16 protein-coding genes and 4 tRNA genes are annotated in these 20932 nt (G+C 63.4%); 19 read left to right on the top strand and 1 reads right to left on the bottom strand.

Going from position 1 to position 20932, the window contains the following annotated elements:
- The first annotated feature begins 8 nt into the window (after positions 1 to 8).
- The 18 genes from Q0263_RS07310 (at position 9) to rpoC (ending at position 18600) form a co-directional block, all read left to right on the top strand.
- Complete coding sequence (locus Q0263_RS07310; protein ID WP_298014858.1) at positions 9 to 215, top strand: cold-shock protein; 207 nt, start codon at positions 9 to 11, stop codon at positions 213 to 215.
- Positions 216 to 556: 341 nt separating this feature from the next.
- Positions 557 to 2473, top strand: a complete 1917-nt coding sequence (gene mnmG / locus Q0263_RS07305) for a tRNA uridine-5-carboxymethylaminomethyl(34) synthesis enzyme MnmG (protein ID WP_298014856.1) — start codon at positions 557 to 559, stop codon at positions 2471 to 2473.
- Positions 2470 to 3147, top strand: a complete 678-nt coding sequence (gene rsmG / locus Q0263_RS07300; protein WP_298014854.1) for a 16S rRNA (guanine(527)-N(7))-methyltransferase RsmG — start codon at positions 2470 to 2472, stop codon at positions 3145 to 3147. The genes mnmG and rsmG overlap by 4 nt, the downstream gene beginning before the upstream one ends.
- The gene (locus Q0263_RS07295; protein WP_298014852.1) at positions 3134 to 3946 is read left to right on the top strand and encodes an AAA family ATPase; all 813 of its coding nucleotides are present in this window, start codon (positions 3134 to 3136) and stop codon (positions 3944 to 3946) included. Before rsmG ends, Q0263_RS07295 begins: the two co-directional genes overlap by 14 nt.
- A gap of 31 nt (positions 3947 to 3977) precedes the next feature.
- Positions 3978 to 4919: a ParB/RepB/Spo0J family partition protein gene (locus tag Q0263_RS07290; protein ID WP_298014850.1), complete on the top strand. Its 942-nt coding sequence runs from the start codon at positions 3978 to 3980 to the stop codon at positions 4917 to 4919.
- A 39-nt stretch (positions 4920 to 4958) separates the two neighbouring features.
- Positions 4959 to 5045: transfer RNA gene (locus Q0263_RS07285), tRNA-Tyr, on the top strand.
- A 53-nt stretch (positions 5046 to 5098) separates the two neighbouring features.
- Positions 5099 to 5172: transfer RNA gene (locus tag Q0263_RS07280), tRNA-Gly, on the top strand.
- Positions 5173 to 5206: 34 nt separating this feature from the next.
- Positions 5207 to 5281: transfer RNA gene (locus tag Q0263_RS07275), tRNA-Thr, on the top strand.
- Positions 5282 to 5323: 42 nt separating this feature from the next.
- Positions 5324 to 6514: an elongation factor Tu gene (gene tuf / locus Q0263_RS07270; RefSeq protein ID WP_298014790.1), complete on the top strand. Its 1191-nt coding sequence runs from the start codon at positions 5324 to 5326 to the stop codon at positions 6512 to 6514.
- Between the two features lie 81 nt (positions 6515 to 6595).
- A tRNA-Trp gene (locus Q0263_RS07265) sits at positions 6596 to 6671 on the top strand.
- Between the two features lie 40 nt (positions 6672 to 6711).
- Positions 6712 to 7092: a preprotein translocase subunit SecE gene (gene secE / locus Q0263_RS07260; RefSeq protein ID WP_298014848.1), complete on the top strand. Its 381-nt coding sequence runs from the start codon at positions 6712 to 6714 to the stop codon at positions 7090 to 7092.
- Positions 7093 to 7106: 14 nt separating this feature from the next.
- Positions 7107 to 7640 (top strand): transcription termination/antitermination protein NusG, encoded by a 534-nt coding sequence (nusG, locus tag Q0263_RS07255; protein ID WP_298014846.1) that lies wholly within the window; start codon positions 7107 to 7109, stop codon positions 7638 to 7640.
- 92 nt (positions 7641 to 7732) lie between these two features.
- Positions 7733 to 8167, top strand: a complete 435-nt coding sequence (rplK, locus tag Q0263_RS07250; protein ID WP_298014843.1) for a 50S ribosomal protein L11 — start codon at positions 7733 to 7735, stop codon at positions 8165 to 8167.
- Between the two features lie 2 nt (positions 8168 to 8169).
- Positions 8170 to 8865: a 50S ribosomal protein L1 gene (gene rplA / locus Q0263_RS07245; protein ID WP_298014841.1), complete on the top strand. Its 696-nt coding sequence runs from the start codon at positions 8170 to 8172 to the stop codon at positions 8863 to 8865.
- A 228-nt stretch (positions 8866 to 9093) separates the two neighbouring features.
- The gene (rplJ, locus tag Q0263_RS07240) at positions 9094 to 9618 is read left to right on the top strand and encodes a 50S ribosomal protein L10 (protein WP_298014839.1); all 525 of its coding nucleotides are present in this window, start codon (positions 9094 to 9096) and stop codon (positions 9616 to 9618) included.
- Between the two features lie 73 nt (positions 9619 to 9691).
- Complete coding sequence (gene rplL, locus Q0263_RS07235; protein ID WP_298014837.1) at positions 9692 to 10072, top strand: 50S ribosomal protein L7/L12; 381 nt, start codon at positions 9692 to 9694, stop codon at positions 10070 to 10072.
- A gap of 165 nt (positions 10073 to 10237) precedes the next feature.
- Positions 10238 to 14341: a DNA-directed RNA polymerase subunit beta gene (gene rpoB / locus Q0263_RS07230; protein WP_298014835.1), complete on the top strand. Its 4104-nt coding sequence runs from the start codon at positions 10238 to 10240 to the stop codon at positions 14339 to 14341.
- Positions 14341 to 18600: a DNA-directed RNA polymerase subunit beta' gene (gene rpoC, locus Q0263_RS07225; RefSeq protein WP_298014833.1), complete on the top strand. Its 4260-nt coding sequence runs from the start codon at positions 14341 to 14343 to the stop codon at positions 18598 to 18600. Before rpoB ends, rpoC begins: the two co-directional genes overlap by 1 nt.
- Before the next feature lie 91 nt (positions 18601 to 18691).
- Here rpoC and Q0263_RS07220 read toward each other — a convergent pair whose 3' ends face one another.
- Positions 18692 to 19858 (bottom strand): mandelate racemase/muconate lactonizing enzyme family protein, encoded by a 1167-nt coding sequence (locus tag Q0263_RS07220; protein ID WP_298014958.1) that lies wholly within the window; start codon positions 19856 to 19858, stop codon positions 18692 to 18694.
- 107 nt (positions 19859 to 19965) lie between these two features.
- Here Q0263_RS07220 and Q0263_RS07215 point away from each other — a divergent pair, with 107 nt between their 5' ends.
- Entirely contained in the window at positions 19966 to 20883 is a 918-nt protein-coding gene (locus Q0263_RS07215; RefSeq protein WP_298014832.1) for a LysR substrate-binding domain-containing protein, read from the top strand.
- The last annotated feature ends 49 nt before the right edge of the window (positions 20884 to 20932 follow it).

Raw genomic sequence — 20932 nt, 5'->3', positions numbered from 1 at the left:
ACCTGATCATGGCTCAAACGGGCAAAGTCAAATGGTTTAATGCTGAAAAGGGTTTCGGCTTCATCACTCCGGACGCCGGCGGTTCTGACGTGTTTGCTCACTTCTCCGCTATCGAAGGCCGCGGCTACCGCAGCCTGAACGAAGGGCAAGTGGTTCAGTTCGAAGTCAAGGACGGCCCCAAGGGTCCCCAGGCTGCTGAGATCCGCCCGCTGTAAATTCCAGCGCGGTTGATTTCGAAAGGCACTCGTTGAGTGCCTTTTTCTTTTGTATGGCTCGATAAGTTGTACGCGGTTTTCCCTTACTTGTCCACAGCTTTATCCCCTGCCCTGTTTTGTTGATGTTTCACGTGAAACATGATGGCTCGCGTAAATTGCCTCCGTGCGGACCGCAGAAGTTTCACGTGGAACATGCCGCTATGCTCTCCCTGGCGTTTATCGGGGTATGGGTGTTTCACGTGGAACATCATGTTCACGGTCTGATGTTGTTTCACGTGAAACAACGCTGGCTTGCTGAGTTCAGAGACGTATAATGTCGCGAACTCCTCCTTTGTTTTCCCATGAATTACTCCGAAGAATTTGATGTTCTCGTCATTGGCGGTGGCCATGCGGGAACGGAAGCCGCATTAGCAGCCGCCCGAATGGGGGCTGCTACCTTGTTGTTGACCCATAACATGGATACCTTGGGTCAGATGTCCTGCAATCCGTCGATCGGCGGAATCGGGAAAGGACATCTGGTCAAAGAGGTGGATGCCTTAGGGGGAGGCATGGCTTGGGCGACGGATCTGGCTGGCATTCAGTTCCGGATTCTGAATCGCTCCAAAGGCCCTGCCGTCCGCGCAACTCGTGCGCAAGCGGACCGTTCTCTTTATCGGCGGGCCATCCGGATGATGCTGCAATCGCAGCAGAATTTGATGATTTTCCAGCAATCTGTCGATGACCTGATTCTGGAAGGTGATCGCGTGGTCGGCGCGAAAACGCAGATCGGTCTGGTCTTTCGCGCCAAGACAGTTGTGCTGACGGCAGGTACTTTCCTGAATGGCCTGATGCATGTGGGCTTGTCTCATTACGCGGCTGGTCGCGCGGGAGATCCTCCCGCTACCAGTTTGGGGCAGCGCTTGAAAGAGCTGAAGTTGCCCCAAGGCAGACTCAAAACCGGAACGCCTCCGCGAATCGACGCCAAAACCATCGATTTCTCGAAGACGGAAGTTCAGCCTGGAGATCTGGACCCTGTGCCTGTGTTTTCGTTTCTGGGCAGGGCAGATATGCACCCGGAGCAGGTGCCATGCTGGATCACTCATACGACGGAACGGTCTCACGAGATCGTGCGCTCCGGCCTGGATCGGTCGCCGCTGTACAGCGACCAGGGGACCATAGAGGGGGTAGGGCCGCGCTACTGTCCGTCCATCGAAGATAAGATCCACCGGTTTGCCGACAAGACCAGTCATCAGGTTTTTCTGGAACCCGAGGGCGCATCTTCGTGTGAGATCTATCCCAACGGTATTTCCACCAGCTTGCCGTTCGACATCCAGTATGCCCTGGTCCGAAGCTTGCCAGGTCTGGAAAATGCGCGGATCATGCGCCCAGGGTATGCGATTGAATATGATTACTTCGATCCGCGGCATCTGCATGCCTGGCTGGAAACCAAGGCCATTCAAAACCTGTTTTTTGCCGGGCAGATCAATGGTACGACCGGATATGAGGAGGCCGCCGCGCAGGGCCTGATGGCGGGGGCCAACGCAGCCTTGCGATGCAGGGGGCAGGAACCCTGGGTCATCCCGCGGCAGGAAGCCTATCTGGGTGTACTGGTCGACGATCTTGTAACTAAAGGTGTTACTGAACCTTACAGAATGTTTACGTCCCGGGCGGAATACCGTTTGAGCCTGCGCGAGGACAATGCGGACCAGCGGCTGACGGAAATCGGGCGCCGCCTGGGGTTGGTGGATGATGCGCGTTGGGATGCCTTCAGCCGCAAGCGCGATGCGGTCGCGGCGGAAATCCAGCGCCTGCGGGAGACCCGGATCAACCCGGCCGTCTTGAGCGTGCAGGATCGCGAGCGGTTTTCCCTGCAGCATCAGGACCGCCATCCCAGCCTGCTGGATCTGCTCAAGCGCCCCGACGTGGATTACGGGCAACTGATGTCGCTGCGCGATCTGGACGACGCTCCGCTGGCCGGCCCGGGGCTGGCCCAGGCCGATCAGGTCGAGCAGCTGGGCATCCAAGTGAAATATGCCGGCTACGTGGAACGCCAGCGCCTGGAGATCGAACGCCAGCGCGCGCAGGAAGGTCACGCGATTCCCGGCGATTTCGATTACGGGCACGTTTCGGGGCTGTCCACCGAGGTCCGTCAGCGCCTGGAATCCGCCCGGCCGGCGACGATCGGCCAGGCAGGCCGGATCTCCGGCGTCACGCCGGCGGCCGTTTCCCTGTTGCTGGTGCATCTGAAACGGATCCAGCGGGGGCGAAAAGCCGCATGAGCCAGGATCTTTCGCCGTTCCGCGAGCCGCTGGACGCCGCCCTGCAGTCGCTGGGAATGGCGCAGGACCTGGGCCGGGCGGATCAGCTGCTGGCCTATCTGCAGCAATTGCATCACTGGAACAGGGCCTACAACCTGACGGCCGTGCGCGATCCCGCCGACATGCTGGTGCAGCACGTCTTCGATAGCTTGGCCGTCGTGCCGGCGGTGCGTGGCATCCGGGCCGGGCGGGACACCCGGATCGCGGACATGGGGTCCGGCGCGGGTTTACCGGGTATCATTCTGGGGATTTGCCAGCCGGACTGGACCATCTTCTGCGTGGACGCCGTGGGCAAGAAGACGGCCTTCGTCCGCCAGGCGGCCGGGGTGCTGGGACTGAAGAACGTTCAGGCTGTCCATGGCCGGATCGAGGCCCTGGACAGCCTGCGTGCGGACGTGGTGATTTCCCGCGCATTCGCCTCGCTCAGCGATTTCGTCCGGGTCGCCGGACATCATCGATCGTCCGATGGCGTGATGCTGGCCATGAAGGGCCAGTATCCGCATGACGAATGTCAGGCGCTGGAATCAGCGACCGACTGGACAGTGAAGTCTCGGACGGTGCTGCGTGTTCCGGACATGGATGCGCAGCGTTGCCTGTTGGAACTCGGATTGAAGGAACCCCATGACAGCCGATAGCCCGAAACCCGAAGCCCGTGTGTTCTGCATCGCCAACCAGAAGGGCGGGGTGGGCAAGACCACCACGGCCATCAATCTGGCCGCCGCCCTGGCGCTGCATGGGCAGCGTGTCCTGCTGGTGGACCTGGATCCGCAGGGCAACGCCACCATGGGCAGCGGCATCGACAAGAACGGCGCCGCCGTCAATCTGTACCAGGTGCTGATCGGCGAAGCCCGGGTGGCGGATGCGCGGATCCGTTCGGAATCCGGCAACTACGACGTGCTGCCGTCCAACCGGGAACTGTCCGGGGCGGAAATCGATCTGGTCGGCATGGAAAACCGTGAAACCCAGTTGAAGAAAGCGCTGGACCAGATCGCCCCCGACTACGATTTCATCCTGATCGACTGCCCGCCGACGCTGTCCCTGCTGACGCTCAACGGCCTGTCGGGCGCCCATGGCGTGATCATTCCCATGCAGTGCGAATATTTCGCCCTGGAAGGGCTGTCCGACCTGGTCAACACCATCAAACGCGTCTATCGCAACCTGAACCCCGGGCTGGAACTGATCGGGCTGCTGCGCGTCATGTTCGACACCCGGGTCACCCTGCAGCAGCAGGTTTCGGAACAGCTGGAATCGCACTTCGGGGACAAGGTCTTCAGATCCGTCGTTCCGCGCAATGTCCGCCTGGCCGAAGCCCCCAGTCACGGCATGCCGGGGGTGATCTACGACAAATCCTCACGCGGGGCCAAGGCTTATCTCGCCTTCGGCGAAGAACTGATCCGCCGCGTGGGCGGACGGATCCGCCGCCGCGCCGCCTGAACCGGCCCCCACACTGACAAGGACTTATCCGATGGCAACTCGAAAAAAAGGACTGGGCCGCGGCCTGGACGCCCTGCTGGGGGCGGATCGCGGCGCGCTGGACGCGGTGGGCAGCGCCCCCGCATCCGATGCGCCTCATCAATTGCCGGTGGCCGTCCTGCAGGCCGGCCGCTATCAGCCGCGCACCCGGATGGACGAAGGCGCGCTCAACGACCTGGCCGATTCGATCCGCGCCCAAGGCATCATGCAGCCGATCCTGGTGCGGCCGCTGGATTCGGGCGCCGGCCAGTACGAGATCATCGCCGGCGAACGCCGGTTCCGCGCGGCCCAGATCGCCGGCCTGACCGAAGTGCCCGTGCTGGTGCGCCAGGTGGCCGACGAGAACGCCGCCGCGATGGCCCTGATCGAGAACATTCAGCGCGAAGACCTCAATCCCCTGGAAGAGGCCCATGGCGTGCGTCGCCTGCTGGACGAATTCGGCCTGACGCACGAACAGGCCGCCACTGCGATCGGCCGTTCCCGGTCGGCGACCAGCAACCTGCTGCGACTGTTGAATCTGGCGGAACCGGTGCAGACCATGCTGCTGGCAGGGGACATCGACATGGGGCACGCCCGCGCCTTGCTCGCGACCGACGCCGCCCGCCAGATCCTGCTGGCCCACGAGGTCGTCGCCCGCCGCCTGTCGGTGCGTGAAACCGAAAAACGCGTCGCCCGCGCCCTGCGCGAGGAAGACCAGGCGGTCATGACGCCGTCGGGGCGGGTGGCTCGGGCCGATCCCAAAACCGGCGCGGGCGATCTGGGCCGGCTGGAAAAAGCCCTGTCGGATCACCTTGCGACGCGCGTGCGGATCAAGACCGGCGCCCGGAAGGGCGGCCAGCTGGTGATCGACTTTTCGGACTGGACGCATCTGGATGCTCTGCTGGAGCGCCAGGGGCTGGGCCGGGTCCTGGCCGCGCAAGACCAGGGCGCTTGACAAGCTTTCGGAATATCTTCATAATCCGTGATTCGCTTCGGTGGGGTGCCCGAGTGGTTAAAGGGGGCAGACTGTAAATCTGTTGGCCTTGCGCCTACGTTGGTTCGAATCCAACCCCCACCACCAAGCGGCCTGTTTTCTGCCAAAACAGAAGACAAAGTCAGCAGGGAAACCGAATCGCGGGTGTAGCTCAATGGTAGAGCAGAAGCCTTCCAAGCTTACGACGAGGGTTCGATTCCCTTCACCCGCTCCAGCGGGTATTTGCTGACGGTATCAATTCGAATACCGCCCATGTGGCTCAGTGGTAGAGCACTCCCTTGGTAAGGGAGAGGTCATGCGTTCGATCCGCATCATGGGCACCACAGATTTTTAGACCAGCTCTCATTCCATATCAGGAGTCAGCCATGGCAAAAGGCAAGTTTGAACGGACCAAACCGCACGTGAACGTGGGTACGATCGGGCACGTTGACCACGGCAAGACGACCCTGACGGCGGCGATCACGACGGTGCTGGCCAAGGCGCTGGGCGGCGAAGCCAAGGGCTACGACCAGATTGACAACGCGCCCGAGGAAAAGGCGCGCGGCATCACGATCAACACCTCGCACGTGGAATACGAGACGGCCAACCGTCACTACGCGCACGTTGACTGCCCGGGCCACGCCGACTACGTCAAGAACATGATCACGGGCGCCGCGCAGATGGACGGCGCGATTCTGGTGGTGTCGGCCGCTGACGGCCCGATGCCGCAGACGCGCGAACACATCCTGCTGGCCCGCCAGGTGGGCGTGCCCTACATCATCGTGTTCCTGAACAAGTGCGACATGGTCGACGACGAGGAGCTGCTGGAGCTGGTCGAGATGGAAGTGCGCGAACTTCTGTCGAAGTACGACTTCCCGGGCGACGACACGCCGATCATCAAGGGTTCGGCCAAGATGGCGCTGGACGGCGATGAAGGCCCCCTGGGCGCGCAAGCGATCATGCAACTGGCCGAAGCGCTGGACAGCTACATCCCGACGCCGGAGCGCGCCGTGGACGGCACGTTCCTGATGCCGGTGGAAGACGTGTTCTCGATCTCGGGTCGCGGCACGGTGGTGACGGGTCGCGTGGAACGCGGCATCATCAAGGTGGGCGAGGAAATCGAAATCGTGGGTATCCACGACACGATCAAGACGACCTGCACGGGCGTGGAAATGTTCCGCAAGCTGCTGGACCAGGGTCAGGCGGGCGACAACGTGGGCATTTTGCTGCGCGGCACCAAGCGCGAGGAAGTCGAGCGCGGCCAGGTGCTGGCCAAGCCCGGTTCGATCCACCCGCACACGAACTTCACGGCCGAGGTGTACATTCTGTCCAAGGACGAGGGTGGTCGCCACACGCCGTTCTTCAAGGGCTATCGTCCGCAGTTCTACTTCCGCACGACCGACGTGACGGGGACCATCGAGCTGCCGGCCGACAAGGAAATGGTGCTGCCGGGTGACAACGTCTCGATGACGGTGAACCTGATTGCGCCGATCGCCATGGAAGAAGGCCTGCGCTTCGCCATCCGCGAAGGTGGCCGTACCGTGGGCGCCGGCGTCGTCGCCAAAATCATCAAGTAAAACTGATGTACAATGGTGGGCTGGCCGCCCGCCACGTTTTAAAAAACGACGGTGCGGCAACGCACCATCGTTTTTAGGTCTAGGGGTATAGCTCAATTGGCAGAGCGTCGGTCTCCAAAACCGAAGGTTGAGGGTTCGATTCCTTCTGCCCCTGCCACCGATCACTTCGCCGCCATTGCGGTGTCAACCGCCCGATTATGTCGCAACAGAACGTAGAAACAGTCAATCGAACCGCCGATCGGATCAAGCTCGGTCTGGCTGTGCTTGTCATTGCGGCGGGAATCGTGGCGTATTCGGTTCTGGTCGATCAGCCGACTTACGTGCGCATCGGCGCTTTCATCGCGGGCCTGGTCGTGGCCGCCGTGATCGTCGTGTTCAGCGATACCGGACGTCGCACCCTGGCCTTCGGCCGCGAGTCCTACAACGAAACCCGCCGTGTCGTCTGGCCTTCGCGCCAGGAAACCACGCGCATGACAGCGATTGTGTTCGCCTTTGTGGTTGCCATGGGGGTCCTGCTGTGGGTGGCTGACAAGCTCCTGGGCTGGATCATCTATGGTCTGCTGCTGGGCTGGAACTAAGGAAAAATTTCCGCATGAGCAAACGCTGGTATGTCGTCCATGTCTATTCTGGCATGGAAAAAAGCGTCCATAAGGCCCTGGTTGAACGCATTGATCGCGCCGGGCTGCAGGATGCCTTTGGCCGTATCCTGGTTCCTTCGGAAGAAGTCGTCGAAATCAAGGATGGCCGCAAGTCCATCACCGAACGTCGGATCTTCCCGGGCTACGTGCTGGTCGAAATGGATCTGACCGACGAAACCTGGCACCTGGTCAAGAGCACCAATCGTGTCACCGGGTTCCTGGGCGGCTCGGGCAATCGCCCGGCGCCGATCTCCGAACGCGAGGTCGAGAAGATTTTGTCGCAAATGGAAGAGGGCGTGGAAAAGCCGCGTCCCAAGGTTCTCTTCGAGGTGGGCGAAACCGTCCGCGTCAAGGAAGGCCCGTTTGCCGACTTCAACGGCAGTGTCGAAGAAGTCAACTACGAAAAAAGCAAGGTCCGCGTGTCGGTCACGATCTTCGGTCGCGCCACGCCGGTCGAGCTGGATTTCAGTCAGGTCGAAAAGGTCTGATTTCTTACCCCCAGGCGCAGCGTGGGGGCTTTCATTAACTCGGGGAGCCCGTCTTTTCGAAGGCAGGCGCAAGTACCCGACAGGAGCATCGCATGGCGAAGAAAATCGTCGGCTTCATCAAGCTGCAAGTGCCAGCTGGTAAAGCCAATCCCTCTCCCCCGATCGGTCCGGCGCTGGGTCAGCGCGGCCTGAACATCATGGAATTCTGCAAGGCGTTCAACGCCAAGACCCAGGGCATGGAACCCGGTCTGCCGATCCCCGTGGTGATCACCGCGTTCGCCGACAAGAGCTTCACGTTCATCATGAAGACTCCGCCGGCCACGATTCTGATCAAGAAGGCCGCCGGCATTCAGAAGGCTTCGGCTCGCCCGAACTCCGAAAAGGTCGGCAAGCTGACCCGCGCCCAGGCGGAAGAGATCGCCAAGACCAAGGAACCGGATCTGACGGCAGCCGACCTGGACGCCGCCGTGCGGACCATTGCCGGTAGCGCCCGCAGCATGGGCATCGACGTGGAAGGGGTGGTGTAATCATGGCAAAGCTCAGCAAACGCGCCGCAGCCATCGCTGCCAAGATCGACCGCACCAAGCTGTACCCCGTGGCCGAAGCCCTGACCCTGGTCAAGGAAACCGCCACCGCCAAGTTCGATGAATCCATCGACGTGGCTGTCCAGCTGGGCATCGACCCGAAGAAATCCGACCAACTGGTCCGCGGTTCCGTCGTGCTGCCCGCCGGCACGGGCAAGTCCGTTCGCGTCGCCGTGTTCGCCCAGGGCGAGAAGGCCGAAGCCGCCAAGGCCGCCGGCGCCGACATCGTCGGCCTGGACGACCTGGCTGCCAGCATCAAGGCCGGCAACATCGACTTTGACGTCGTCATCGCCTCGCCCGACACCATGCGCGTCGTCGGCGCCCTGGGTCAGGTGCTGGGTCCCCGCGGCCTGATGCCGAACCCCAAGGTCGGCACCGTCACGCCCGACGTCGCCACCGCCGTGAAGAATGCCAAGGCTGGTCAGGTGCAGTACCGCACCGACAAGGCCGGCATCATTCATGCCACGATCGGCCGCGCGTCCTTTGACGTTGAAAAGCTGCAAAGCAATCTCGGCGCTCTGATCGATGCCCTGAACAAGGCCCGCCCCACGGCGGCCAAGGGCATCTATCTGCGCAAGGTTGCCGTGTCCTCCACCATGGGTGGCGGGGCGCGTGTCGAAGTGGCCTCGCTGGCCGCCTAAGACACACAGAACTTTGGGCTGCGCCCGGTCGCTTGATCGGGCGCTGCTGTCAAAGACCGCTGGAGCCTTCGATCCAGACATCATCGGATCAAGGGCTTAATCCCGGGTAGTCGACCGGATCCAGCGTAGACGGCGCCCAGGAAGAATTCATTCATGAACTCGACCAGGTGCGCCGCATTCGGTTGATGTCGGGGGTTTCTCCGGCATCGTTAGAAGGAGTGTTCAACCATGAGTCTCAATCGCCAAGAAAAGGCTGTGGTCATCGAGGAAGTCGCTGCTGAAGTCAGCCGCGCCCAGTCGATCATCGTCGCCGAGTACCGTGGTCTGGACGTCGCCTCCGTAACCGTATTGCGCAAAACTGCGCGTGAATCGGGCGTGTACCTGCGCGTGTTGAAAAACACGCTGGTGCGTCGCGCGCTGTCCGGCACCCCGTTCGACGGGTTGTCGGCACAGCTGACCGGTCCGCTGATCTACGGGATCAGCACTGACCCGGTCGCGGCCGCCAAGGTCCTGTCCGATTTCGCGAAAACCAACGACAAACTGGTCATCACCGGCGGGGCCTTGCCCAACAGCCTGTTGAACCAGGATGGCGTCAAGGCCTTGGCCACGATGCCGTCGCGCGAGGAATTGCTGTCGAAGCTGCTGGGCACCATGCAGGCGCCCATCGCTCAGTTTGTGCGTACGCTCAACGAAGTGCCCACGAAGTTCGTGCGCGGCCTGGCGGCCATCCGCGACCAAAAGCAGGCTGCGTAAGCAGACTGCGTGGGGCTTCGCTGTTACCAGCGACAACCAAACCTGGCTTATTTAATTATCTGGAGTTCTAAAAATGGCAACTAAAGCTGAAATCCTGGACGCGATCGCCGCCATGAGCGTGCTCGAACTGTCCGAGCTGATCAAAGAAATGGAAGACAAATTCGGCGTGTCCGCCGCTGCGGCCGCTGTCGCCGTGGCTGCTGCCCCGGCCGCCGGCGGCGCTGCCGCCGCTGCTGAAGAGCAGACCGAATTCACGGTCGTCCTGGCCGAAGTCGGCGCCAACAAGGTCAGCGTCATCAAGGCTGTTCGCGAAATCACCGGTCTGGGCCTGAAAGAAGCCAAGGACCTGGTTGACGGCGCTCCGAAGCCCGTCAAGGAAGGCTTGGACAAGGCGGCTGCCGAAGACGCCAAGAAGAAGCTGGAAGAAGCCGGCGCCAAGGTCGAACTGAAGTAAGACCCTGTCCGCTGCGCCCGGGAAGCGATTACGCCTTCCCGGGCTTTTGCGTTTCCAGAAAACCCGCGTTCGATGCCCCCGCGGCGTCGCCCAGAGCCGGGTTTTCCGGAGTCGTAAACCATGGCCGTGGTTAACGGCCTAAGCAACCCTCGAGTCGGAGTGCTCATGCCTTATTCGTACACCGAAAAGAAGCGCATACGCAAAAGCTTCGCCAAGCGCGCGGACGTCCAGGACGTCCCCTATCTGCTGGCCACGCAATTGCATTCGTTCAAGACCTTCCTGCAGGCGGATACTACCGCATCCAAACGCAAGGATGAAGGTCTGCAGGCGGCCTTCAATTCGATATTTCCAATCGTCAGCCACAACCAGATGGCCCGTTTGGAATTTGTCAGCTATGTGCTGGGCACCCCGGTCTTTGACGTCAAGGAATGCCAGCTGCGTGGTCTGACCTACGCTTCGCCGCTGCGGGCGAAAGTCCGCCTGGTGCTGATGGACCGCGAGGTCAGCAAGCCCACCGTCAAGGAAGTGAAGGAACAGGAAGTCTACATGGGCGAAATCCCGCTCATGACGGACACCGGGTCGTTCGTGATCAATGGCACGGAACGTGTCATCGTGTCGCAGCTGCACCGTTCGCCCGGCGTGTTCTTCGAGCACGACCGCGGCAAGACCCACAGTTCCGGCAAGCTGCTGTTTTCCGCCCGCGTGATTCCTTACCGCGGCTCGTGGCTGGATTTCGAATTCGACCCCAAGGACATCCTGTTCTTCCGGATCGACCGTCGCCGCAAGATGGCCGTCACCATCCTGCTGAAGGCCCTCGGCATGACGCCGGAGGCCATCCTGGCCTATTTCTCCAGCTTCGACCACATCGCGCTGCACAATGAAGGCGGCATGCTGGAATTCGTGCCGGAACGCTGGAAGGGCGAGGTCGCCCGCTTCGACATCGCCGACAAGAAAGGCAATGTCATCGTCGAAAAAGACAAGCGCATCAACGCCAAGCACCTGCGCGACCTGACCAACGCCAAGGTCGACCACATCTCGGTGCCGGAAGACTTCCTGCTGGGCCGCGTGCTGGCGAAGAACGTCGTCAGCCCCGACACCGGCGAAGTGCTGGCGCAGGCCAACGACGAAATCACGGAATCCCTGCTGGCCGAACTTCGCGCCGCCGGCATCCGCGACATCGAAACGCTGTACATCAACGAACTGAACGAAGGCGCCTACATCTCCCAGACGCTGCGCACGGATGAGACCGCCGACCAGATGGCCGCGCGCGTGGCCATCTACCGCATGATGCGTCCCGGCGAGCCGCCGACCGAAGAGGCCGTCGAGGCCCTGTTCCAGCGCCTGTTCTATTCCGAGGAAACCTACGACCTGTCGCGCGTGGGCCGCATGAAGGTCAACAGCCGCCTGGGCCTGAACCAGGGCAACGAAGGCCCGCTGACGCTGACCGACGACGACATCCTCAGCACCATCAAGGTTCTGGTGGATCTGCGCAACGGCCGCGGCCAGATCGACGACATCGATCACCTGGGCAATCGCCGCGTGCGCTGCGTGGGCGAACTGGCGGAAAACCAGTTCCGCGCCGGCCTGGTGCGCGTCGAGCGCGCCGTGAAGGAACGTCTGGGGCAGGCGGAAACCGAAAACCTGATGCCGCACGACCTGATCAATTCCAAGCCGATCTCCGCGGCCATCAAGGAATTCTTCGGTTCCAGCCAGCTGTCGCAGTTCATGGACCAGACCAACCCGCTGTCGGAAATCACGCACAAGCGCCGCGTGTCCGCCCTGGGACCGGGCGGCCTGACGCGCGAGCGCGCGGGCTTCGAAGTCCGCGACGTGCACCCGACCCACTACGGCCGCGTCTGCCCGATCGAAACGCCGGAAGGCCCGAACATCGGCCTGATCAACTCCCTGGCCCTGTACGCCCGCCTGAACGAATACGGCTTCCTGGAAACCCCGTACCGCAAGATCATCGACGGCCGGGTGTCCGACCAGATCGAATACCTGTCGGCCATCGAGGAAAGCAAGTACGTCATCGCCCAGGCCAACGCGCATCTGGACGATGAGGGCCGTTTCGAGGACGACCTGGTCGCCTGCCGCGAAGCCGGTGAAACCATGCTGACGGCCCCGGCCAACGTCCACTACATGGACGTGGCCCCGTCGCAGATCGTGTCGGTGGCGGCGTCCCTGATTCCGTTCCTGGAACACGACGACGCGAACCGCGCGCTGATGGGCGCCAACATGCAGCGCCAGGCCGTGCCTTGCCTGCGCCCGGAAAAGCCGCTGGTCGGCACCGGCATCGAACGCACCGTGGCCGTCGACTCGGGCACCACCGTGCAGGCCACGCGCGGCGGCATCGTCGACTTCGTCGATGCGGAACGCGTCGTGATCCGGGTGAACGACGATGAAAACATCGCCGGCGAAGTCGGCGTGGACATCTACAACCTGAAGAAGTACACCCGCTCCAACCAGAACACGAACATCAACCAGCGTCCCATCGTGTCGCGCGGCGACCTGGTCGCGCGCGGCGACGTGCTGGCCGACGGCGCGTCCAGCGACCTGGGCGAACTCGCCCTGGGCCAGAACATGCTGATCGCGTTCATGCCCTGGAACGGCTACAACTTCGAAGACTCGGTGCTGATCTCCGAGCGCGTGGTGGCGGACGACCGCTACACCTCGATCCACATCGAGGAACTGACCGTCGTCGCCCGCGACACGAAGCTCGGACCCGAGGAAATCACGCGCGACATCTCGAACCTGGCCGAAACCCAGCTGAACCGCCTGGATGATTCCGGCATCGTGCACATCGGCGCCGAAGTCCGCGCCGACGACGTGCTGGTCGGCAAGGTCACGCCCAAGGGCGAGACCCAGCTGACGCCGGAAGAAAAGCTGCTGCGCGCCATCTTCGGCGAAAAAGCGTCCGACGTGAAGGACACGTCGCTGCGCGTGCCCTCCGGCATGGTGGGCACCGTCATCGACGTGCAGGTCTTCACCCGTGAAGGCATCGAGCGCGACAAGCGCGCCCAGTCCATCATCGACGACGAACTGCGCCGCTATCGCCAGGACCTGAACGACCAGCTGCGCATCGTCGAGAACGACGCCTTCGACCGCCTGCGCAAGCAACTGCTGGGCAAGACCGCCAACGGCGGCCCCCGCAAGCTGTCCAAGGGCACGGCGCTGGCCGCCGAGTACCTGGACGACCTGGACCGCTGGCAGTGGTTCGACATCCGCCTGGCGGATGAAGACGCCGCCGTCGCGCTGGAACAGGTCAAGGACGCGCTGGAACAGAAGCGCCACCAGTTCGACCTGGCCTTCGAGGAAAAGCGCAAGAAGCTCACGCAGGGCGACGAACTGCCGCCGGGCGTGCTGAAGATGATCAAGGTCTACCTAGCCGTCAAGCGCCGCCTGCAGCCGGGCGACAAGATGGCCGGCCGCCACGGCAACAAGGGCGTCGTCTCTCGCATCACCCCGATCGAAGACATGCCGCACATGGCCGACGGCACGCCGGTGGACATCGTGCTGAACCCTCTGGGGGTGCCGTCGCGGATGAACATCGGCCAGGTGCTGGAAGTTCACCTGGGCTGGGCCGCCAAGGGTCTGGGTCAGCGTGTCGCCGACCTGCTCGACGAAGAGCGCGGCGTGCAGATCAAGGCCGTTCGCAAGGTGCTGGATACCGTCTACAGCGGTTCCGCGAAGCTGGATCAGCTGTCCGACGACGAAATCATGTCGCTGGCCAACAATCTGCGCCGCGGTGTGCCGCTGGCCACGCCGGTGTTCGACGGCGCGACCGAGGAAGACATCACCCACATGCTGGAAGTCGCCTATCCGGATGAAGTCGCGGAAAAGCTCAAGCTGACCAGCGGCCGCACCCAGGCCTGGCTGACCGACGGCCGCACGGGCGAGGAATTCGAGCGTCCCGTGACCGTGGGCTACATGCACTTCCTGAAGCTGCACCACCTGGTGGACGACAAGATGCACGCCCGTTCCACCGGCCCGTACTCCCTGGTCACGCAGCAGCCGCTGGGCGGCAAGGCGCAGTTCGGGGGCCAGCGTTTCGGGGAAATGGAAGTCTGGGCGCTGGAAGCCTATGGCGCCTCCTATACCCTGCAGGAAATGCTGACGGTGAAGTCCGACGATATCTCCGGCCGTACCAAGGTCTACGAGAACATCGTCAAGGGCGATCACGTGATCGATGCGGGCATGCCCGAATCCTTCAACGTGCTGGTCAAGGAAATTCGATCCCTGTCCCTGGACATGGATCTGGAGCGTAAATAATGAAAGCGCTACTCGATCTCTTCAAGCAAGTCTCCCAAGACGAGCAATTCGACGCCATCCGCATCGGGATTGCTTCGCCCGAGAAGATCCGTTCGTGGTCTTTCGGCGAGGTCCGCAAGCCCGAGACCATCAACTACCGCACGTTCAAGCCCGAACGCGACGGCCTGTTCTGCGCCAAGATCTTCGGCCCGATCAAGGACTACGAGTGCCTGTGCGGCAAGTACAAGCGCCTGAAGCATCGCGGCGTCATCTGCGAAAAGTGCGGCGTCGAAGTCACGGTGGCGAAGGTCCGCCGCGAACGCATGGGCCACATCGAACTGGCCAGCCCGGTCGCGCACATCTGGTTCCTGAAGTCCCTGCCGTCGCGGCTGGGCATGGTGCTGGACATGACGCTGCGCGACATCGAGCGCGTGCTGTACTTTGAAGCCTGGTGCGTGATCGAACCCGGCATGACGCCGCTCAAGCGCGGCCAGATCATGTCCGACGACGACTACCTGTCCAAGACGGAAGAATACGGCGACGACTTCCACGCCCTGATGGGCGCGGAAGCCGTGCGCGAACTGCTGCGCACCATCGACATCGATTCCGAAGTCGAGAAACTGCGCGGCGAGCTCAAGGCCACGGGTTCCGACGCCAAGATCAAGAAGATCTCCAAGCGCCTGAAGGTCCTGGAAGGCTTCCAGAAGTCCGGCATCAAGCCCGACTGGATGATCATGGAAGTCCTGCCGGTGCTGCCGCCGGACCTGCGGCCCCTGGTGCCGCTGGACGGCGGGCGCTTCGCCACGTCCGATCTGAACGACCTGTACCGCCGCGTCATCAACCGCAACAACCGCCTGAAGCGCCTGCTGGAACTCAAGGCTCCGGACATCATCCTGCGCAACGAAAAGCGCATGCTGCAGGAATCCGTGGATTCGCTGCTGGACAACGGCCGCCGCGGCAAGGCCATGACCGGCGCCAACAAGCGCCAGCTGAAGTCCCTGGCCGACATGATCAAGGGCAAGAGCGGGCGCTTCCGTCAGAACCTGCTGGGCAAGCGCGTCGACTACTCCGGCCGTTCCGTGATCGTGGTGGGCCCGCAGCTGCGCCTGCACCAGTGCGGCCTGCCCAAGCTGATGGCGCTGGAACTGTTCAAGCCCTTCATTTTCAATCGTCTGGAAATGATGGGTCTGGCGACCACCATCAAGGCGGCGAAGAAACTGGTCGAGAGCCAGGAACCCGTCGTCTGGGACATCCTGGAAGAAGTCATTCGCGAACACCCGGTCATGCTGAACCGGGCGCCGACCCTGCACCGCCTGGGCATCCAGGCGTTCGAGCCGCAGCTGATCGAAGGCAAGGCCATCCAGCTGCACCCGCTGGTCTGCGCGGCCTTCAACGCCGACTTCGACGGCGACCAGATGGCCGTGCACGTGCCGCTGTCCCTGGAAGCCCAGCTGGAAGCCCGCACCCTGATGCTGGCGTCCAACAACGTGCTGTTCCCGGCCAACGGCGAACCGGCCATCGTGCCGTCCCAGGACATCGTGCTGGGCCTGTACTATGCCTCGCGTGAACGCATCAACGGCAAGGGCGAGGGCATGTTCCTGGCCGACCTGGCCGAGGTCCAGCGCGCCTACGACAACCACGAAGTCGAGCTGCAGACCCGCATCACGACGCGCGTGCCGGAATACACCAAGGGCGAGGACGGCGAGTGGAAGCAGGAAGTCCACCGCTATCAGACCACGGTGGGCCGCGCGCTGCTGTCCGAGATCCTGCCGCAGGGCCTGCCGTTCACCGTGCTGAACAAGGCGCTGAAGAAGAAGGAAATCTCCAAGCTCATCAACATGTGCTATCGCCGTTGCGGCCTGCGGGCCACGGTGATCTTCGCCGACAAGCTGATGCAGTCCGGCTACCGCCTGGCCACCCGCGCGGGCGTGTCCATCGCCATGGGCGACATGGTGGTGCCCGACGCCAAGCGCGACATCCTGGCGCAGGCCTCCAGCGAAGTGAAGGAAATCGACCGCCAGTACTCCTCCGGTCTGGTCACCGCCCAGGAACGCTACAACAACGTGGTGGACATCTGGGGCAAGGCCGGCGACCGCGTGGGCAAGGCCATGATGGAACAGCTCTCCACCGAGCCGGTCATCGACCGCCACGGCAAGGAAGTGCGCCAGGAATCCTTCAATTCCATCTACATGATGGCCGACTCCGGCGCCCGGGGTTCCGCCGCCCAGATCCGCCAGCTGGCGGGGATGCGCGGCCTGATGGCCAAGCCGGACGGCTCCATCATCGAAACCCCGATCACGGCCAACTTCCGGGAAGGCCTGAACGTGCTGCAGTACTTCATCTCGACGCACGGCGCGCGTAAAGGCCTGGCCGACACGGCGCTGAAGACCGCCAACTCCGGTTACCTGACCCGCCGTCTGGTGGACGTGACCCAGGACCTGGTCATCACCGAGGACGATTGCGGCACCACGCACGGCTACGTGATGAAGGCCCTGCTGGAAGGCGGCGAAGTCGTCGAAGCCCTGCGCGACCGCGTGCTGGGCCGGGTGGCGGCCATCGACATCGTCAATCCGGACACTCAGGAAACCGTCATTCCGGCCGGCACGCTGCTGGACGAGAACAAGGTCGAACTGATCGACGAGCTGGGCATCGACGAAGTCAAGATCCGCACGCCGCTGACCTGCGAAACCCGCCATGGCCTGTGCGCCCATTGTTATGGGCGTGATCTGGGTCGCGGTTCCCTGGTCAACAAGGGCGAAGCGGTCGGCGTGATCGCCGCCCAGTCCATCGGCGAGCCGGGCACGCAGCTGACGATGCGGACCTTCCACATCGGCGGCGCGGCCTCGCGTTCGGCGCTGGCCAGCTCGATCGAGACCAAGTCCGCCGGTTCGGTGGGCTTCGCCATCGGCCTGCGCTACCTGACCAATGCCAAGGGCGACCGCATCGCGGTGTCGCGGTCCGGCGAAATCGTCGTCTATGACGACAACCGTCGCGAACGCGAACGCCACAAGGTTCCCTACGGCGCCACCATCCTGGTGGGCGACGGCGACACCATCAAGGCCGGCGCCAAGCTGGCTTCCTGGGATCCGCTGACCCGCCCGATCGTGTCCGAATACACCGGCACGATCCGCTTCGCCAACATCGAGGAAGGCGTGACCGTCGCCCGTCAGGTCGACGAAATCACGGGCCTGTCCACGCTGGTGGTGATCACGCCCAAGACGCGCAGCACCAAGGGCGCGGCGCGTCCGCAGATCCTGCTGCTGGACGAGCAGGGCCAGGAAATCAAGGTCGCCGGCACCGACCACGCCGTGGCGATCTCGTTGCCCGTGGGCGCCCTGATCACCGTGCGCGACGGCCAGGCCGTCGGCGTGGGCGACTTCCTGGCGCGGATTCCACAGGAATCGCAGAAGACCCGCGACATCACGGGCGGTCTGCCGCGCGTGGCCGAACTGTTCGAAGCCCGTTCCCCGAAGGACGCCGGCGTGCTGGCCGAAATCACCGGCACGGTGTCGTTCGGCAAGGACACCAAGGGCAAGCAGCGCCTGGTCATCACCGACATGGACGGCGTCAGCCACGAGTTCCTGATTTCCAAGGAAAAGCAGGTGCTGGTGCACGACGGCCAGGTGGTCAACAAGGGCGAACTGATCGTCGACGGTCCGGCCGACCCGCACGACATCCTGCGTCTGCAGGGCATCGAGCCGCTGGCCTCCTACGTGGTCAACGAAGTCCAGGACGTCTATCGTCTGCAGGGCGTGAAGATCAACGACAAGCACATCGAAGTCATCGTGCGTCAGATGCTGCGTCGCGTGAACATCACCAATGCGGGCGATACGGAATTCATCACCGGCGAACAGGTTGAACGCGCCGAGCTGCTGAATGCCAACGACCGCATGGAAGCCGAGGGCAAGATCCCGGCCACGTACGACAACGTGCTGCTGGGGATCACCAAGGCCTCGCTGTCCACGGATTCGTTCATCTCCGCCGCTTCCTTCCAGGAAACGACCCGGGTGCTGACCGAAGCCGCCATCATGGGCAAGCGCGACGAACTGCGCGGCCTGAAGGAAAACGTCATCGTGGGTCGCCTGATCCCGGCGGGTACCGGTATGTCCTACCATATCGCCCGCCACGAAAAGGAGATCTTCGAGGCCGCCGAACGGGCCGCCGCGCGCGAGCTGGCCAATCCGTTCGCCGATCCTTCGGAAATGGCCCATGTGGGTACCGACGAGGCCGGCAGCGATGCCGACCCGGCTGCGGATTCGGATTCGCCGTCCGAAGAATAAGCCGTTGTTCGCAGTGTGCTGAAAAGCCGCCCCGGATTCGTCCGGGGCGGCTTTTTTCATTGCCGTCGGGCGCGGAGCGCCCGGCCAGAGATCAGTCCAGCAGGGTCCGCAGTTCGCGGTACAGATCGGCCTTGCCCTCGAAGCCGATGCCGGGCAGTTCGGGCAGCGTCACGAAGCCGTTCTCGACCTTCACTCCGTCGGGGAAGCCGCCATAGGGCTGGAACAGGTCGGGGTAGGACTCGTTGCCGCCCAGGCCCAGGCCGGCGGCGATGTTCAGCGACATCTGGTGGCCGCCGTGCGGGATGCAGCGGCTGGCCGACCAGCCATGTTCCTTCAGCATGTCCAGCGTGCGCAGGTATTCGACCAGGCCGTAGCTGAGCGCGCAGTCGAACTGCAGCCAGTCGCGGTCGGGGCGCATGCCGCCGTAGCGGATCAGGTTGCGCGCGTCCTGCATCGAGAACAGGTCCTCGCCGGTGGCCATGGGATTCTTGTAGAAACTGCGCAGCGCCGCCTGGAGCTCGAAGTCCAGCGGATCCCCCGGCTCTTCGTACCAGAACAGGTCGTACTGCGACAGGGCCTTGGCGTAGGCGATGGCGGTTTCCAGATCGAAGCGGCCGTTGGCGTCCACGCACAGCTTCTGGCCGTCCTGCAGGACTTCCATGATGGCGTCGATGCGGCGCAGGTCCTCGTCCAGCGAAGCGCCGCCGATCTTCTTCTTGACCACGGTGTAGCCGCGGTCGATGTAGCTGCGCATCTCGTCCTGCAGCTTCCCGTAGTCCTGGCCGGGGTAGTAGTAGCCGCCGGCCGCGTAGACGAAGATCTTGCGGTTGGGCGCGCCGTCGCCGTAGCGGTCCGCCAGCAGTTGGTACAGCGGCTTGCCTTCGATTTTCGCCACCGCGTCCCAGACCGCCATGTCGATGGTGCCGATCGCCACCGAGCGCTCGCCGTGGCCGCCAGGCTTTTCGTTCGTGAACATCGTTTTCCAGATCTTGTGCGGATCGAGGTTCGTGCCGGCGTCGTCGATCAGGGATTCGGGCGCGGCGGCGAGCACGCGCGGGATGAAGCGCTCGCGCATCACGGCGCCCTGGCCGTAGCGGCCGTTGGAATTGAAGCCGTAGCCCACGACCGGCTTGCCGTCGCGGATGACGTCGGTGACGACGGCCACCACGCTCAGCGTCATCTTGCTGAAGTCGATGTAGGCGTTGCGGATGGAGGAGCTGATGGGAACGGTCTTTTCGCGGATGTCGATGATCTTCATGGCGGTGGGGGTCCGGGGATGGGTGTTGAACAATGACATAATCGGATGTTCCGGCCTGGCCGGCCAATGTTCAATTCGACTGACGCTATGCACGGGACGAACCGCCCATGAACTTCATCTGGCTCGAGGATTTCCTGGCGCTGGCCGCGACGGGCAGTTTTTCGCGGGCGGCGGAGACCAGGCACAGTTCCCAGCCGGCGTTCAGCCGCCGTATCCGGGCGCTGGAAGCCTGGGTGGGAGCCGACCTGGTCGATCGCGGCACGCAGCCGGCCCGCCTGACCGAAGCCGGCGAGTGGTTCCGGGGCGAGGCGCAGGAGCTGCTGGCGCGCGTGGCCCGGGTGCCCGGCGATGCGAGACGGGTGGCCGAGACCAGCGCCGCGACCCTGCGCCTGGCGTCCACCCATGCGCTGTCGCTGACCTTCCTGCCCCGCTGGCTGCGCGGCCTCGAATCGGGCGCTCCCATCGGGCCGATCCAGCTGATGTCCGACGTTCTGCAGCGCTGCGAGGTCCTGATGCAGCAGGGGAAGGCGCAGTTCGTCCTGAGCCATGCGCATCCCAAGGTCCGGGGCGCGCTCGATTCGGATGCATACCTGTCGGCGCACGTGGGCGACGACGTGCTGATCCCGGTGTCCGCGCCCGATCCGCGCGGCGGCCCGCTGCATTCGCTGGACGCGGGGGCGGCCGTGCCCATCCTTCGGTACAGCGAGGAATCGGGCCTGGGGCGGATTCTTCAGGCGCGGCTGGGCGCGCGCCTGCGCAGGGGCGCCGCGCGTGTGGTCTTCACCGCGCATCTCGCCTCGGTGCTGCGCACCATGGCGCTCGATGGGCGGGGCGTCGCCTGGCTGCCGCGAACCCTGGTGGAAGAGGACCTTGCCGGCGGCCTGCTGGTGGCCGCGGCGGCCCGGGACTGGAGCATTCCCGTCGCGATCCGGCTGTACCGGGAACGGGATCTGGCGGGGAGGGCGGCCGAAGCGCTCTGGGAATCGGGGCTCGCGCTGTCCCGCCAGGCCGATCGCGCGGACTGAGCGGGGCCGTCCGCTCGCGTCCCGTGCTTTATTTGTTACGCTAAGACCT

This window comes from uncultured Castellaniella sp., from assembly GCF_937988725.1.
Taxonomy (GTDB): domain Bacteria; phylum Pseudomonadota; class Gammaproteobacteria; order Burkholderiales; family Burkholderiaceae_B; genus Castellaniella.
The sequence above is the reverse complement of the archived record's forward strand: the minus strand, read 5'-3'. Positions and strand labels throughout refer to the sequence as shown.

Bases quoted from the DNA above. Each gene is read 5' to 3' on its own strand.
- secE (WP_298014848.1), top strand. From the start codon at position 6,712: ATGTCGCAACAGAACGTAGAAACAGTCAATCGAACCGCCGATCGGATC.
- tuf (WP_298014790.1), top strand. From the start codon at position 5,324: ATGGCAAAAGGCAAGTTTGAACGGACCAAACCGCACGTGAACGTGGGT.
- Q0263_RS07310 (WP_298014858.1), top strand. From the start codon at position 9: ATGGCTCAAACGGGCAAAGTCAAATGGTTTAATGCTGAAAAGGGTTTC.
- Q0263_RS07220 (WP_298014958.1), bottom strand. From the start codon at position 19,858: ATGAAGATCATCGACATCCGCGAAAAGACCGTTCCCATCAGCTCCTCC.
- rpoC (WP_298014833.1), top strand. From the start codon at position 14,341: ATGAAAGCGCTACTCGATCTCTTCAAGCAAGTCTCCCAAGACGAGCAA.
- nusG (WP_298014846.1), top strand. From the start codon at position 7,107: ATGAGCAAACGCTGGTATGTCGTCCATGTCTATTCTGGCATGGAAAAA.
- Q0263_RS07290 (WP_298014850.1), top strand. From the start codon at position 3,978: ATGGCAACTCGAAAAAAAGGACTGGGCCGCGGCCTGGACGCCCTGCTG.
- mnmG (WP_298014856.1), top strand. From the start codon at position 557: ATGAATTACTCCGAAGAATTTGATGTTCTCGTCATTGGCGGTGGCCAT.
- rpoB (WP_298014835.1), top strand. From the start codon at position 10,238: ATGCCTTATTCGTACACCGAAAAGAAGCGCATACGCAAAAGCTTCGCC.
- Q0263_RS07295 (WP_298014852.1), top strand. From the start codon at position 3,134: ATGACAGCCGATAGCCCGAAACCCGAAGCCCGTGTGTTCTGCATCGCC.
- Q0263_RS07215 (WP_298014832.1), top strand. From the start codon at position 19,966: ATGAACTTCATCTGGCTCGAGGATTTCCTGGCGCTGGCCGCGACGGGC.
- rplK (WP_298014843.1), top strand. From the start codon at position 7,733: ATGGCGAAGAAAATCGTCGGCTTCATCAAGCTGCAAGTGCCAGCTGGT.
- rplJ (WP_298014839.1), top strand. From the start codon at position 9,094: ATGAGTCTCAATCGCCAAGAAAAGGCTGTGGTCATCGAGGAAGTCGCT.
- rplL (WP_298014837.1), top strand. From the start codon at position 9,692: ATGGCAACTAAAGCTGAAATCCTGGACGCGATCGCCGCCATGAGCGTG.
- rsmG (WP_298014854.1), top strand. From the start codon at position 2,470: ATGAGCCAGGATCTTTCGCCGTTCCGCGAGCCGCTGGACGCCGCCCTG.
- rplA (WP_298014841.1), top strand. From the start codon at position 8,170: ATGGCAAAGCTCAGCAAACGCGCCGCAGCCATCGCTGCCAAGATCGAC.